The sequence below is a fragment of the Amycolatopsis endophytica genome (genome assembly GCF_013410405.1).
Lineage (GTDB): Bacteria > Actinomycetota > Actinomycetes > Mycobacteriales > Pseudonocardiaceae > Amycolatopsis_E > Amycolatopsis_E endophytica.
On sequence record NZ_JACCFK010000002.1, the window covers coordinates 12,648 to 27,373 of the forward strand.

The 14,726-nt window shown below is 69.5% G+C and carries 15 protein-coding genes; 11 read left to right on the forward strand and 4 right to left on the reverse strand.

Annotation, left to right across the window (positions count from 1 at the left end; all coding sequences use genetic code 11):
• Positions 1–4 precede the first annotated feature (4 nt).
• Positions 5–1,624: a vWA domain-containing protein gene (locus HNR02_RS25550; RefSeq protein ID WP_312861163.1), complete on the reverse strand. Its 1,620-nt coding sequence runs from the start codon at positions 1,622–1,624 to the stop codon at positions 5–7.
• Positions 1,625–1,704: 80 nt separating this feature from the next.
• Between HNR02_RS25550 and HNR02_RS25555 the strand changes: the two genes are divergently transcribed.
• Both HNR02_RS25555 and HNR02_RS25560 read left to right on the forward strand, forming a co-directional pair.
• Entirely contained in the window at positions 1,705–1,935 is a 231-nt protein-coding gene (locus HNR02_RS25555; protein WP_179776132.1) for a hypothetical protein, read from the forward strand.
• Positions 1,936–2,127: 192 nt separating this feature from the next.
• The gene (locus tag HNR02_RS25560) at positions 2,128–2,304 is read left to right on the forward strand and encodes a hypothetical protein (RefSeq protein WP_179776133.1); all 177 of its coding nucleotides are present in this window, start codon (positions 2,128–2,130) and stop codon (positions 2,302–2,304) included.
• 374 nt (positions 2,305–2,678) lie between these two features.
• Here HNR02_RS25560 and HNR02_RS25565 read toward each other — a convergent pair whose 3' ends face one another.
• Entirely contained in the window at positions 2,679–3,506 is an 828-nt protein-coding gene (locus tag HNR02_RS25565) for an enoyl-CoA hydratase/isomerase family protein (protein ID WP_179776134.1), read from the reverse strand.
• Between the two features lie 724 nt (positions 3,507–4,230).
• On the opposite strand from HNR02_RS25565, the gene HNR02_RS25570 reads away from it, so the two are divergent.
• The gene (locus HNR02_RS25570; protein WP_246339272.1) at positions 4,231–4,698 is read left to right on the forward strand and encodes an Rrf2 family transcriptional regulator; all 468 of its coding nucleotides are present in this window, start codon (positions 4,231–4,233) and stop codon (positions 4,696–4,698) included.
• Between the two features lie 150 nt (positions 4,699–4,848).
• On the opposite strand, the gene HNR02_RS25575 is transcribed toward HNR02_RS25570, so the two are convergent.
• Together HNR02_RS25575 and HNR02_RS25580 are read right to left on the reverse strand one after the other, a co-directional pair.
• Entirely contained in the window at positions 4,849–5,586 is a 738-nt protein-coding gene (locus HNR02_RS25575; RefSeq protein ID WP_179776136.1) for an SDR family NAD(P)-dependent oxidoreductase, read from the reverse strand.
• A 200-nt stretch (positions 5,587–5,786) separates the two neighbouring features.
• On the reverse strand, positions 5,787–6,590 hold the full coding sequence (locus tag HNR02_RS25580) for an IclR family transcriptional regulator (RefSeq protein ID WP_179776137.1): 804 nt from the start codon (positions 6,588–6,590) through the stop codon (positions 5,787–5,789).
• Positions 6,591–6,842: 252 nt separating this feature from the next.
• Between HNR02_RS25580 and HNR02_RS25585 the strand changes: the two genes are divergently transcribed.
• Genes HNR02_RS25585 through HNR02_RS25620 form a run of 8 tightly spaced genes read left to right on the forward strand, consistent with a single transcriptional unit; the run spans position 6,843 to position 14,724 of the window.
• Entirely contained in the window at positions 6,843–7,829 is a 987-nt protein-coding gene (locus HNR02_RS25585) for a MaoC family dehydratase (protein WP_179776138.1), read from the forward strand.
• Positions 7,830–7,837: 8 nt separating this feature from the next.
• Positions 7,838–8,797: an HpcH/HpaI aldolase/citrate lyase family protein gene (locus tag HNR02_RS25590; protein WP_179776139.1), complete on the forward strand. Its 960-nt coding sequence runs from the start codon at positions 7,838–7,840 to the stop codon at positions 8,795–8,797.
• 43 nt (positions 8,798–8,840) lie between these two features.
• Positions 8,841–10,259, forward strand: coding sequence for an aldehyde dehydrogenase family protein (locus HNR02_RS25595; protein WP_179776140.1), 1,419 nt, complete (start codon positions 8,841–8,843; stop codon positions 10,257–10,259).
• A 25-nt stretch (positions 10,260–10,284) separates the two neighbouring features.
• Positions 10,285–11,436: an acyl-CoA dehydrogenase family protein gene (locus tag HNR02_RS25600; protein WP_179776141.1), complete on the forward strand. Its 1,152-nt coding sequence runs from the start codon at positions 10,285–10,287 to the stop codon at positions 11,434–11,436.
• 27 nt (positions 11,437–11,463) lie between these two features.
• A complete protein-coding gene (locus tag HNR02_RS25605) occupies positions 11,464–11,862 on the forward strand; it encodes a hypothetical protein (RefSeq protein WP_179776142.1) in 399 nt (132 codons plus the stop codon).
• Positions 11,859–12,743 carry an alpha/beta fold hydrolase gene (locus tag HNR02_RS25610; protein WP_179776143.1) on the forward strand — a complete coding sequence of 295 codons (885 nt, stop codon included), beginning with the start codon at positions 11,859–11,861 and terminating at the stop codon, positions 12,741–12,743. Before HNR02_RS25605 ends, HNR02_RS25610 begins: the two co-directional genes overlap by 4 nt.
• Positions 12,740–13,945 carry a CaiB/BaiF CoA transferase family protein gene (locus HNR02_RS25615; RefSeq protein ID WP_179776144.1) on the forward strand — a complete coding sequence of 402 codons (1,206 nt, stop codon included), beginning with the start codon at positions 12,740–12,742 and terminating at the stop codon, positions 13,943–13,945. Before HNR02_RS25610 ends, HNR02_RS25615 begins: the two co-directional genes overlap by 4 nt.
• Positions 13,942–14,724, forward strand: coding sequence for an enoyl-CoA hydratase/isomerase family protein (locus HNR02_RS25620; RefSeq protein WP_179776145.1), 783 nt, complete (start codon positions 13,942–13,944; stop codon positions 14,722–14,724). The genes HNR02_RS25615 and HNR02_RS25620 overlap by 4 nt, the downstream gene beginning before the upstream one ends.
• The last annotated feature ends 2 nt before the right edge of the window (positions 14,725–14,726 follow it).

A 14,726-nucleotide genomic window follows, 5' to 3' on the forward strand; every position in this document is an offset into this window, starting at 1 on the left:
GGTGTCAGTGGGCGGCGCGCAGGGCGGCGGTGGCGGCGCGTCCGATCGCCTGGGCGGTGGTGGCGGGGTCGGTGAGCAGGTGCACGCGTGCCCCGTCGAGCGGTGTGTCGCTCTTGTTGGTGGTCAGCCACAGCACCGCGCACCCGGCGGCGCGTAGCCGGTCGAGCCGCTTCTGGCCTTCGGCCCGGGGCTGGTCCCGAAACTGGCCGTCGGACACGATGACCAGTAGCCGGGCTGCGCCGGGGCTGGACAGGCAGAGCGCGCCGTCGAGGGCGGCGATGGCGGTGGGGATGTCTTCCCAGTTGTCGTCGGACTTGAACTCGGTCACCACGGCCGGGGTTCGGCCTGGGTGGGTCAGGGGCCGCACGTGGTTGCCGAAGATCACGGTGGCGGTGTCGGCGGGCACGCGGGTGTGGCGGGCGGCGGTGGCGAGGATCCAGGCGGCGGAGGCGACGTGATCGCGAGCCCAGCGCATGGTTCCGGACACGTCGCAGGCGATGCCGAGACCGAGCGGTGGAGTGGGGGTCGCGGCACGGGTGATGCGGGTGAACGGCTCGGCGGTGGGCACGGCCCCGGCCGCGCGCTGAGCGTCGGCGGCCAGCGCGCCGCGCATCCGCAACCGCCCCGGCGGGACCACCGAGGTCGTCTTGACCGCGCTCCGCTCGCGCGCCCCCGCGCTGTCCAGGGCACGGGCGAGCACGCGGGCGGCAGTGCGCTCCTCCTGGGTCGGTGGCCGGGTCCCGGCCAGTGCGGTGCGGCCGTCCCTGGGTCCGCCGGGCCGGAACGTCTTCCGGGCAGCGCGGTCGGCCTCCTGCTGGGCCGCCTTCTCGCGCTCCTGCGCGGCGGCCGCACGTGCGGCCGGGTCCTCTGGCGGTTGCTGCCGGGCGACGTTGGCGGCCACGTTGTCCAGCACGGTGGCGATCGCCTCCGCCATCGGCGACTTCGTGCCCGGGGCGGGTGATCCGGTGCCGTTCGGCGTCCCCGAGGTGCCGGGCGGAGTGGGCTGGTTGGGATCGGTGGCGAGGATCCCGCACCATTGACGCCCAAGGTCGAGCATGGTCTCGCCGTCGTCATCGGCCGTGTGCAGCGCTGCCTGCCACACCGCCCGCAGCTTTCCCAGTGTGTCCGGGCCGAGTACGTTCTCGATCACCCGGGCGAGCGGGGCGACCTCGACCTCGGTCAGCACAGCGCCATCGGCCCGCGCGAGCAACAGTGCGGCGGAGCGGGCGGCGTCGGCGGAGGTCATCTGTGGGGCGGTGGCCGGGTCGGCGAACAGGTGCAGGTCATCGGCGACGAGCTCCTTCACGCACGCGCGCAGCCAGTGCCGGTCATCCGGGCGGCGGCGGATCTGCGCGGCTTCCATGCGTGCTTCCTCCAGCAGCATCGCGGCCTCGACCACCCCGGCCGGTGCGTCCTCGGGTGGGTCCCAGGCGGTGTGTTTGGCGTGGCCGCATTCGTGGGTGAGTGCGCCCCAGGTGGCGGCGTAGCGGGTGCGGTCGCCGATCCGGGCATGGTCCCAGGTCAGGTGCGGCGCGGCCGCAGCGCACCGTCCTCCGGCTCCAGGAGGGTTGGAGGTCGGCCGCGCGGTGCAGGGCGTCGGCGGGATCGAGCCCGGACTGCCCACCGGCCCGGCCCGGCGCGCTCGTCAGTCCTCGGTAACGCCCCGGGTGGCTGCGTATAGTGCGAACCGTGCGGCGAGTCGGGGTGACGGATGAGGAATTGCTGGTGGAGGTCGCCCTGACGCGGCTGGACCATCCGGATCTCGACCTGGAGGAGATCGCCGAACTCGTCGTCCGCAAGGCTGGGCCCGACGCCGTCCTGGAGTTCGCGTCGCGCAACCTGGCCGAGCGGAGGGAACTGCGCGCCCCGATGTTCGCGGCGGCTGTCGAACACGTCCTCCGGGTCGTCCTGACCCTCCGCGGTCCCTCCGACTGACGGGATGGCGGGCAGGCGGCGCAGGTGAGGCCGCGTGCATCCCAGTGCCGAGCCGGTCTCCACATCGGACGGGGCGCAGCCGGTCGGACTCGACCTGCTCGCCGTGCACGCGGTTCGACCGCCGCAACAGTTGGTGTTCCGGCGGGTGACGACAACGCCACTGTCGTCGCCGTCGCCGAAAAGGCGCCGGCGTTGATCAGTGATTTCTGGGCGGTGGTGCAGGCCGGGGTGGACTGCGTGGACTCCCTGGCCTCCTGTGCGATCCGCGACCTCGAGGATCTGTTTCCACCTGGCGACCACCACATGCGCGGCGTCGATGCCCTGATCCAGGATCGGCGCGCCAGAAACCACTGCCTTGCCGGGTGGTGACCGAGGGCGCAGGTGGCGGGGTGGTGCGGCAGCGGGTTCCCACGCCTGCACATCGAGGTCGAGACCCAGTCGAGGTCGCATCGGCTGTCTCCTTCACCTCAACGGCGAATACCTGATCCTGTCGTGCGATCTCGTCGAACGCGACGTTCCGCACCGCCGGCCCGGTCAAGCGCGGATGGCGAGTCGGGGGAACGGGCCGTCATAGCCGGTGAGGCACCGGTCGAACAGCGGGGGAGTGCGGTCGGCGAGGCGGACAGAGCCAGTTCGATGTAGGGACCGCGCGGTCCGGCCACCGGGGTGGTGCCCGGGTTGACGAGCGCGGCGCCGGCGAACCGCGGTGCGTTTGATCGCCTTCACCGCCCGCGATCCACTCGTCATCGGGACGGGGTGTGCCAGTGTGGAGGCCGTTTCTCGGTCAAGGCGGTGCGCCCCTCGATGTGGTCCGGGTGTGTAGCGGCGGAGCCCTGGTGCCGGGCCTCCATCGCCAGCGATGCCTCGAAGGACATCTCGGTGACCGCGCGGAACTGCCGTTTGGTGAGTGCGAAGGCGTGCGCTGGGCCGGCGGCAAGCTGAGCGGCCACCTCGGCGGTGCGGCCGGCCAAGGCGGCGGCCGGGACGACCTCGTTGAGCAGGCCGAGCGAGAAAGCCTCGTCGGCGGGTAGGGGGCGGCCGCTGGTGGCGAGGGCGAAGGCGCGGGCGTAGCCGAGCTCGCGCACCAGGTACCAGGACACCGCGGTGTCGGGGACCAGACCGACCTTGCCGAAGGCGCACGAGAACGAGGCGCTATCGGCGGCAAGGCGTACGTCGCAGGCCAGTGCCAGGCCCATGCCGGCGCCGACGGCGGGGCCGTTGACGGAGGCGACGACGGGTTGGGGCAACGCGGCGATCGTCTGCACGAGCGGGTTGTAGGTAGCGGCAATGGTTTCGTCGGCGTGTGCGAGATCCTCCGCGGCGTCCAGGTCCTGCCCCACGCAGAAGGCGCGGCCGCTGCCGGTCAGCACGACTGCCCGTACCGCGTCGTCGGCCGCCAGTTCGCGAAAGGCAACGATGAGGGCCCTACGGGTGGACAGGTCGAGGGCGTTGAGACGAGCCGGGCGGTCGAGGACGACCGTGGCGACCGCACCGTCGCGCCGGACGGCGACGGTCGATCGCGGGTGCTCGGCGGAGACGGGCGTGGCCGGCCGCTGGTCGGTAGGGCTCATGAAGTGCCGCCCAGCGGCGACCTGTGTGGCCCGGCGATGTTCTCCTGGGGCGGCGAAGTCCGGACTTCCGGCAGCAGGCGGCGGGAACGTCCGGGATTCCTTACTGGGTGGCTCATCCATGACCCTTCACGCGGGATTACGGCGCATCACGCCGATGTCTGAAGTGACCTTCCCCGACGGGTGCCGGAGTGTCAAGGACACCCACGAATGACGAATCGCTTGAGCCCCCAAGGGAATCCGGCTCTCTGGCGCAAGTGGACGGCGGGCCGCTGACAGAGTCAGTCGGTCGGTGGGAGGCGACCGAGTCGGTCCGGGCCCGGCGAGAAGGTCGATCGAGATCGGTCTCGCGGTCGCGGGCAACCACGGTCCGCGGAACATCGCCGCGCCCCACCTGGAGAGCTTGCGGGACGTCGCGAACGAGACCGCCCACCCGCGGGTCCGGAATGGGAACGCGTCGCTGATCGTATTGCGGGAGAACGGCCGGGAACCATACCCGCGTCGAGGGCGGGTGTGAGCTCGAGACGGTGCGCGACCGCGGCCTGGTGAAGGTGACGGCACCGACATTGGTCACGCGGACCGCGCTGCTCGCAGAGATCGCTCGGGGACTCCGGACTTCGCCGCCCCGCGAGGACATCGCCGAGCTCCAGGTTATGTAGGAGAAGTTGTTACGATGATTACGTGAGGGCGTCTGCCGCGGAGGGGACCGATGAGTGCGAACAGCAGGATGAGCGTGGCCGTCCACGTGCTGACCTGGTTGGCCTTCGACCGTCGCGGGACTGACAAGGAGATCGGTACGTCGCAGCGGATCGCGACGAGCGTCAACACTCATCCCGTGGTGATCCGCCGTGCCCTTGGCGAGTTGCGCGAGGCCGGTCTGGTCGCCGCCAGTCGGGGGCGCGGGGGTGGCTGGGTCCTGACACGGGAGCCGGCCTCGATCACGCTCCGAGATGTGTATCTGGCGGTCGGCGGCGAGCCGGTGTTCGCCTTGCACGCTGCCTCGCCGGATGCCGAGTGCTACGTCGGTTACGGCATCCAGGCGGTGCTGGAGCGTGCCTACCGGGATGCGGAGGAGGCGCTGCGGTGCTCCCTGGAGCGCACCACCATCGCGGACGTCCTGCGGGATACCCTGACCGAGTTTCCCGGCGAGGTGGGAACGGCCGGGCCCGCGGGGGCGCTCACCCGGCCTGGATGATTGCCGCGGCGCCTCTGTCCGGGTCGCTCTGGAGAGCCGGTTCCGGGTACTTCGGTCCCGGGCGAAAACCACCCTGCGGGCGCCGGAGGGGCACCAGCGGACGGTGATCGTGGCTGTCGCGTCGCCGGGCCTTGCGGCGGGCCGCGAACCTCAGATCGTCGCGCCGCCGTCGAGGACCAGATCGGAGCCCGTCATGTAGGCCGTGTCCGGCGTGGCGAGGAACAGCGCGGCGGCGGCGATCTCGGTCGCGTCGCCGATGCGGCCGAGCGGCGGCAGGGTGCCGAGGTGTTCGGCACCGTCGCCGAGCTGATTCGTGAGCCTGGCCAGGCCGGGGGTGGCGACTTGGCCCGGGTTCAGCGCGTTGACCCGGATCCGGCGGGGAGCCAGCTCCGCGGCCCAGGAACGGGCGAAGTTCCGGACGGCGGCCTTGGTGGCGGCGTAGAGGCTCATGCCGGGCGAGCCGGTGATCCCGGAGATCGAGGCGACCAGGATGATCGACGCGCCGTCCGTGAGCAGCGGGAGCGCCTTCTGGACGGTGAACACCAGTCCCTTCACGTTCGATCCGAACGTCGAGTCGAACAGCTCCTCGGTGATCTCCGGCAGCGCGGTCAACGTGCCGCTACCCGCGTTCGCAACCAGGACGTCGAGCGTGCCGCTGCGCTCGGAGATGGTGGTGAAGACCCGGTCCAGTGCCGCGAGGTCGGAGACGTCCCCGCACAGCCCGACCGTGCTCCCGCCGATGCTCGCGACCGCCTCGTCGACCGCCTCCGGGCGTCGCCCGGTGAGATAGACCTGTGCTCCTTCGGCGGCGAACCGCCTGGCCATCTCCAGGCCGATGCCGGCGGTTCCGCCGGTCACCAGAGCAACCTTGCCGTCGAGCTGTCCCACTGTGTGTCCTTCCGTGACACCGATGATCCCCAAAATGTACCTGCTCTTGATACATTACCCGCAAAATGTAGCAAAGTTTGTGACATAACTCGCGGCGTGGCTGCCGCTCCGTGTTCCCGGACTCGGTGTCGCTGTCGACTCCGTCGGAACTTCGTTGCGGGTCAAGGGTCATCGGCCCCGGTCACGAAGTCCGGCTGGACTCAGTGGGCCAGGGCGTCGGTGATCGCGCGGGCGGTCTCACTCACCCAGGCGCCCCATTCCGGTACCCGTGCGGGGTCGAACCGGATGTCGGGCATCGAGATGGCGACGGCGGCGATGGGATGGCCGGAGCTGTCGGCGACAGCGGCTCCCACCGCGCACACGTTGGCTCGGTTCTCCGAGATGTTCACGGCGTAGCCGCGTTCCCGGGCCTCCAGGACCTGATGCATCAGATGCTGGGGATCGACACTGGTGTTGGGCATGACCTTTTCGAGTGGTCGCGCCAGGATTTCCTCGGCCTTGGCGGGTGGAAGCATTGCCAGCACCGCCTTTCCGCCGCAGCTGGTGTGCAGGGCGGTGGTGGCGCCGATGGCGTTGAACGTTCGCACCGGGTGGATGGAATCGACCCGGTCGATCAGTACCAGTTGGACGTCGCGGTCGAGGACCGAGAAATGAATGGTTTCACCGGTGCGCGCGGCGAGTGCCACCAGGTGGGGCTTTGCCACCTCGCGCAGGGACTTGGACAGGGTGTCGCGCCGGGCGAGGGTCAGCAGGCGTGGACTGAGCTGCCACCGGGTCACGGCACCGTTCGACGTCTGCGCCCAACCTTCCTGCTCGAGGGTCCGGAGTAGGCGCTGCACGGTCGACTTGGGCAGTTCGAGTATGCGGGAGAGTTCGCCGACGCCGATCGGCCGGTCCTGTGCGGTTAAGGCCTCAAGGACCCGGAGGCCCCGGATGAGGGTCTGGGTTCCGGGCTGGCCGGTTGGCTGCGGCGCCGGCTCGGCGGCGGGGTCGGTCGTGGTCATCGACGTCCTGGTGCTGAGGGTGCGGTCACGTGTCTGGCGGAGGTCCACCGTGGATCTGCTGTGCCAACCGTATCACTCTTCGGCACGAATGTGCTCCGCAGGTCGTTGCTATCGCGAAGACCGTAGCCAGGGCGTGGTTCTGGAAATCGAAAAGCCCGCGTCGAAGGGTTGACAGGGGCCAGTTCTGCGCGAAAACTGCCAGTACTGCAAGGTGGCATGAGCGTGCCACTCAATGACACGGGAGCGTCGTCGATGACATCCTCGGATCCAGCGTCCTGGCCGCTGATACCGCGCAACAACTCCTTCGAGGACCACTTCGTCGGGCGGGTGTTCGAGCATCACTGGGGTCGCACGGTCCACGGCTCGGACAACATCGCGTTCACGACGCAGACGCTGGCGTTCAACCCGGTGTATTTCAACCGGGACGCCGCGGTCGCAGATGGACACGCGGACGAGGTGGTCAACCCGCTCCTGGTCTTCGCGGTCGTCTTCGGCCTGAGCGTGGAGGACCTCAGTGAGGCGGGCGGCCCGTTCCTCGGTGCCCGCGACATCCGCTATCTGAGGGACGTGCACCCCGCCGAGACGCTCTACGCCTCGAGCACCGTGATCGAGGCACGCGAGTCGGACTCCCGGCCCGACATGGGAATCGTCACGTGGCGGACCGTCGGCCGGGTTGCGGCGGGCGATCCGGTCATCGAGTTCCGGCGGACCAATCTCGTCCGCAAGCGGATCGACGGGCGTGACCTCGCGAAGGTGCCCGACGGATACGCGGAGGACTTCCGGGTGGGCGACCGCTTCCGGCACGCCCGCTCCCGTACCGTGACCGACCTCGACCTCAACGGGCTGACCCTGCTGGTGATGAACACCGCCGTCGGGCACTTCAGTGAGCAGGAGATGGCGGACACGCCCTTCGGTGAACGGATCAACTTCGGCGGCCTGACCCTCTCGCTCACCGTCGGGCTCGCGACCCAGGACACCACCGGACGGGCGGTCCGCGAGGTCGGCCTCGACGACGTCGCTTTCCCCGTCCCCGTCCGGCGTGGTGACACCATCAGCGCCGCCACCGAGGTTCTGGCCGTCGAACCGGCCGGTGCCGACGCCGACGTGACGTTCCGCCACCACGGCATCAACCAGCGCGGCGACATCGTCTGCCTGGCCACTCGCACGGTTCGGGTGCGCACGCGAGCGGCACACGCCGCGTCGCTCACACTCGCCCCCACCGCACCGACCGGAAGGTGAACGACCTCGTGACCACGACCCGCCCGATCCGTCCCCGTCGCTCGTGCCTCGCCGTTCCCGGCAGCAGCGAGAAGATGCTGAAGAAGGCCCAGGGGCTACCGGCCGACCAGGTGTTCCTCGACCTGGAGGACGCCGTCGCCCCCATCGCGAAGCCCGCCGCGCGTGCCTCCGTGGTGGAGGCGCTCAACCACGGGGACTGGTCCGGCAAGACGCGCGTGGTGCGCGTCAACGACGCCGACACCGAATGGGCGCACGAGGACGTCCTGCAGGTGGTCCGGGGTGCCGGCGCCAACCTGGACTGCATCATGCTGCCGAAGGTCGAACGGGTTGCGCACATCCACTGGCTGGATCTCCTGCTCACCCAGGTGGAGCGGGAGCTGGGCCTACCGGAGGGCAAGATCGGCATCGAGGCGCAGATCGAGGGGCCTGCGGGGCTCAGCGAGATCGAGGCCATCGCGACCGCTACCGCGAGGACCGAGACCCTGATCTTCGGGCCTGGGGACTTCATGGCCGCGATGAAGATGCCCGCGCTGACCATCGGTGCGCCGGGCGCGTCTGGGTACGACCCCTTCGACACCGTGCTGATGACGATCGCGATGACCGCGCGCAAACACGGCCTGCAGGCTATCGACGGGCCGTTTGCGCTGATCAAGGACCTGGACGGGTACCGGGCGTCCGCGGAGCGCGCCGCCGCGTACGGCTACGACGGCAAGTGGGTGCTGCACCCGGGGCAGATCGACGCGGCCAACGGCGTGTTCGCACCCAGCCAGGCTGACTATGACAAGGCCGAGCTGATCATCGAGGCGTACGCGCATCACACGTCGAAGGATGGTGGCGCTCTGGGGGCGGTGATGCTCGGCGACGAAATGATCGACGAGGCCAGCCGCAAGCTCGCGCTTGTCACCGCCGAGCGCGGCCGTCTGCTGGAGATGGAACGGACCACCAAGTTCACCCCCGAGTCCGCGTGACCGACGACAACCGTCTCACCGGCGTTCGACGAGGAGCGAGGCAATGACAGTGAGGTTCGACCACTGGATCGGTGGCCAGAGCACACCCGCCGGTGGTGACGGGCGCCTGAAGACCCGCAGTCCCGCGGACGGGAGCGAGGTCGCCGACATCGCGCTGGGCACGAAGGACGACGTGGGTAAGGCCGTCGCCGCCGCCTCGGCTGCCGCGACGGGCTGGCGGCGCCGCAAGCCCATCGAGCGGGGCCGGCTCCTCCTGCGGCTCGCCGCGGCCATTCACGAGCACGCCGACGAGCTGGCTGTGCTGGAGTCGGGGGAGACCGGCAAGTCCATCGCCCAGGCGACCGCGGAGATGATGGGCTCGGCCGCCTACTTCGAGTTCTACGGCGGCCTGGTGAATTCGCTGCAGGGCGACACCATCGACGTCGGTCCGGGCTTCCACACCTACACGCTGAACGAGCCGTTCGGTGTCGTCGGTGTGATCACCCCGTGGAACGGACCCTTGAACCAGGCCTCGCGCGGCGTGGCTCCCGCCTTGGCAGCAGGGAACGTCGTGGTGCTGAAGCCGTCGGAGTTCACCTCGGCCACCAGCCTGGTGCTCGGCCGGCTGGCCACCGAGGTGGGCTTCCCGGACGGTGTCCTGAACGTGGTGACCGGCGACGCCCAGGGCGCCGGCGTCGCACTGGTCGAGCACCCCGATGTCCGGAAGATCGCCTTCACCGGCTCGGTCCGGGCCGGGCGTGAGATCGGCCGGATCGCCGCCGACCGGATCATCCCGCTGACGCTGGAGCTGGGTGGGAAGTCCGCGAACATCGTCTTCGCCGATGCCGACCTCGATCGGGCGGTCCAGGGCTCGCTGACCGCGTTCACGGCGAACGCCGGGCAGATCTGTTCGTCCGGTACGCGTCTGCTGGTGCAAGGCTCGATCCACGACGAGTTCGTCGAACGGCTCGTGAGCGCCAGCCGCTCGGTGCGGGTTGGCGACACCCTCGGTCCGATGACCACGAAGGCGCAGTACGAAAAGGTTCTCGAGTACTTCGACATCGCCGTGACGGACGGGGCGCGGGCCAGGACGGGCGGGCGGGCGCTGCCCGAGGCCGAACGCGGGAAGGGTTACTACGTGCCCGCGACGATCTACACCGGCGTCGACAACTCGATGCGGATCGCGCGGGAAGAGGTGTTCGGACCGGTCCTGGCGGTGATCCGGTTCGACGAGGAGGACGAAGCCGTCTCCATCGCCAACGACAGCGACTACGGCCTCGCCGCCGGGCTCTGGACTCAGGACGTCTCCCGGGCGCTGCGCGTGGCCGAACAGCTCGAGGCGGGTCAGGTCTACGTGAACACGTGGTCGGCCGGGATCGAGGCGCCGTTCGGCGGTTACAAGCAGAGCGGTTACGGCCGGGAGAAGGGCGTCCAGGCGTTGCACCACTACACGCAGACCAAGAGCGTGACGGTGGCGCTGTGAACGCGGACGGAACGAGGAAGGTGCGATGAGCCTGTTGACCCCCGGCCAGGAAAAGATCCGGGACGAGGCCCGCGAATTCACGACTGCGGAACTCCTGCCCGTCGCCAACGAGCTGGACCCGCGACGCGCGGACGTCCCGTGGTCGATCGTCGACCGGATGGGCGAGCTCGGCTACTTCGGGATCATGATCGACCGCGAGTACGGCGGTCTGGGCCTTGGCATGACCGAGTACTGCCTGGTCACCGAAGAGCTCTCGCGAGGCTGGATGAGCGCGGCGAGCATCATCGCCCGGGGCAACGGCACCGGAGCCGGTGTGTCCGACGCGGCCCGGCGTGCGGACATCCTGTGCCGTCAGGCCACCGGCCAGTGGATCTCGGCCGCCGCCTTCAGTGAGCCGGAAGCCGGTTCGGACGTCGCCGCCGTCTCTACTCGCGCCGAGCGACGAGGAGACGTGTACGTGCTCAACGGGGAGAAACGCTGGTGCGGCTGGGCATTGGCGGCGGACGCGATCCTGGTCCTCGCGCGGACCGCTCCCGGCCGCCGGGAAGGCCTCGACTTCTTCCTGGTGGAGAAGGAGCGCGGCAAGTTCCCCGACGGGATCACCGGTACCCCGATCCCGAAGATCGGCTACCACGGCATCACGTCGTGGCAGCTGACGATCACCGACCTCGAGGTGCCAGCCGGGAACATCGTGTCCGGTCCGGACGGTTCGGCGGGGGACGGCTTCGGGCAGTTCGCAGCCTTGCTCGACTGGGGCCGTCTGCACACCGCGGCCCGCGCTGTCGGCGCCGCTCGCGGCGCCCTCGAGGACGCCACGGCTTACGCCAAGCAGCGCGCGCAGTTCGGCAGGCCCATCTCCTCGTTCCAGGGCATCAAGTTCCGGCTCGCGGACATGGCGACCCAGGTCGCCGCGGCCCGCGCGCTCTACCTGGACGCCGCCGCCCGTTACGACGCGGGCCTCGATTGCCGCCAGGAATGCTCGATGGCGAAGCTGTTCGCCAGCGAGATGGCCGAGAAGGTGACCAGCTCGGCCATGCAGGTGCTGGGCGGCAACGGCTACACCACCGAGCACGCCGTCGAACGGCACTGGCGCGACGCGCGCCTCACCCAGATCTTCGAGGGCACCTCGGAGATCCAGCGCACCATCATCGCCCAGCACTTGTTGCGCGAGAAATAGTCCAGCCCACACCGGAAAGGAACGCCAATGACCGCCGTTTCTCTCAACCTCTCGTCGCTGCAGGGCGAACTCAGCCGAGATCCGGAGTTCCTGCTGCACATCCGCCATTTCACGGCCCGGATCAAGGTCGTTATCGGCGAGCGGCAGTCCTTCATGATCTCAGTTGTGGACGGGAGCCTCGTCGGCATCGACCCCGTCGTGACGCCGTTCGACTCATACGACATCCAGCTCGCGGGATCCGACGAGCTGTGGGATCTGCTGCTCACCCCACAACCACCGGCGTTCTACCACGACTTCTACCCGGCGATGGTCCACCACGGCTTCCGCATCGAGGGTGACATGGAGATGATTATGGCCTTCTACCCGGCGATCCGCAGGCTCGGCGACATCTTCCGCGCCGTGGCGGGGTCGGAGGTGCCGGCATGAGCGGGCCCACGAGCGCGCCGGAGGCGCGGCACAGCCGGCTGGCCGATATCACCGGCCGCTACCTCTACCTCGATGTCCTGGGCGTCGAGTACCGGGTCTACTTCGAGGAGGCGGGCCATGGCGTTCCCGTGGTCCTCCAGCACACCGCGGGCTGCGACGGACGGCAGTGGCGGCATCTCCTCGAGGATCCCGACTTCACCTCCCGCTACCGCCTGATCGCCGTCGACCTCCCGTTCCACGGCCGTTCGCTGCCCCCCGTGTCGCAGCAGTGGTGGACCGAGGAGTACAAACTCCGCCTCGACTTCCTCCTCGCGTTCTACGCCGCGCTGGTCGAGGCGCTCGAGCTCGACCGGCCGGTGTACGCCGGTGTCTCGCTGGGCGGCCACCTCGCTCCCGACCTCGCGCTGCACCACCCGGGGCTCTTCCGGGCGGCGATCGGCTTCGGGGCCGCGATCGCCACGCACGGCGCGGACCGCTTCGCTGCCTGGTTCCACCACCCGCGGATCTCCAACGACTCCAAGCCCGCGATGATGTACACCGGGTGCGCCCCGCAGAGCCCCGAGGCCTACAAGCGCGAGACCGCCTACATCTACAGCCAGGGCGCGCCTCCGGTGCTCCGTGGCGATGTGCACTACTACTTCAGTGAGCACGACCTCACCGAGACGGCGAAGACGATCGACACGTCGCGGACGGCCCTGCACGTCGTCAGCACCGAGTACGACTGGCCGTCCCCGCCGGCCGGCAGCGCGGCGCTCGCCGCCGAGGTCGAGGGTGCCACGTACACCCACATCGACGGCGTCGGTCACTTCTCGATGTCGGAGAACCCCGAGGTGTTCAAGAAGCACTTCCTGCCGATCCTGGAACAGGCGGCCGCGCTGTGACCGGCGGTCCGCTCGACGGCGTCCGCGTCGTCGATCTCACCCACGCCCTGGCCGGCCCCTACACCTGCATGCTGCTCGCTGATCTCGGTGCCGACGTCCTCAAGGTCGAACCGCCCGCAGGAGACATGGCCCGGCGCTCCGGACCATTTCCGGCGGGCGACACGATGTGCGCGTTCGGCGGGTACTTCCAGAGTGTCAACCGGGGAAAACGCAGTATCGTCCTCGACCTGAAAACACGCGAAGGTGTCGTCGCGCTCCGGCAGTTGGTGGCAGAAGCGGATGTGCTGGTCGAGAACTTCACCCACGGGGTGATGGAGCGTCTGGGGCTGTCCTACGAAACGCTCGCAGCGGACAATCCCCGGCTGGTTTACGCCGCGGTGCGTGGCTTCGGTGACGTGAGGTCTGGAAAGAGCCCGTACCTGGAGTGGCCGGCGTTCGACGTCGTCGTGCAGGCGATGGCCGGGCTCATGGGCATCACCGGAACCGAGGACGGGGACCCGATCAAGGTCGGCCCGGGGATCGGCGACATCTACCCCGGCACCATGCTCGCCCTGGGCGTCACCTCGGCGCTCTACGAGGCCCGTGGCACGGGCCTGGGCCAGTTCGTCGACGTGGCGATGTACGACGCGATCCTCGCCCTGTGCGAACGCATCATCTATCAGCACACCTACACCGGCGCCGTGCCCAGACCCGAAGGCAACCGCCATCCGCTGCTCAGTCCGTTCGATATCCTGCCCGCCCAGGACGGCTGGGTCGCGATCGCCGCACCCGGTGACAACCGATGGCGCACCCTCTGCGACCTGATAGACAGGCCCGACCTCGGTGCCGACCCCGGGCTGGCCACCAACGTCCTTCGCGTCGCCCGGCGGGACGAGGTGTTCGAAGCCCTGGCCGGGTGGACGGCCGGCCGCACCAAGGACGAGATCCTCGGCGTGCTCGGAGGCCAGGTGCCAGTGGGTGCCGTGCGGGACGCCGCGGAGATCACGGCCGATCCGCACGTCGCCGCTCGCGACATGGTGATCCAGTTGGAACACCCCGGTGTCAGCGGCACCCTCGGAGTGGCCGGTCAGCCGTTGAAGTTCTCTCGGACCCCGGCGAGGCCGGACACGCGTGCACCCCTGCTCGACGAGCACGGAGCCGATGTCCGTGACGGACTCGCGCGCGGGCGGTCCGCATTCGCCAGGAGCGGGGTCGCGTCGTGAACGCCAACCGTTCGCCGGTGCCCCGGGAGGCCGGCACCACGTCCGACGACGAGCTCGTACTGGTGGAGGACCACGGCGACTGGGCGCTGATCACCCTCAACCGGCCACACAAACGCAACGCCATGAACAGGGCGGCGCAACGCCGCCTCCGCGAGGCGTTGCGCGAAGTCCACGAGAAGAAAGTCGTGGTCCTGACCGGAGTGGGAACGAGCTTCTGTTCCGGCATCGACCTCACCGAGGCGCCACCGGCGGCACAGCCGGGACGCCGGGCCAGCGCGAGCATCGGGAGCTGGGCGGAGTGCAACGAGGAGATCCGCAGGCATCCGGCCCTCTTCATCGCCGCGGTCAACGGGTTCGCACTGGGCGGAGGCTCGACGCTCGTGCACAACTGTGAACTGGCGATCGCCGCTGAGGCCGCCTCAATCGGTACACCCGAGATGGCGTTCGGTGCCTGGACGGCGTTGTCCGGTCCCTCGCTGATCAACAGAGTCCTGCCGAAGCATGCCGCCGAACTCATCTTCCTGGCGAAGCGGGTGGACGCCCGGACAGCCCTGCGCATGGGAATGGTCAACGAGGTGGTGGCCGACGACCAGCTCCTGCCAAGGGCGTTCGAGCTCGCCGAGCGCATCGCGACGTTCGACGCGACCACGCTGGACTGGGGAAAGCGCGCGTTCCGCGCGATGGTGAACGCCTCCTGGGAGGAGTCGATGGAACTGAGTCGCCGCACGGGTTCTGCCATCGCGGCGAGTCGCTCGCACGAGGCGAGTCCGCTCGATTGACG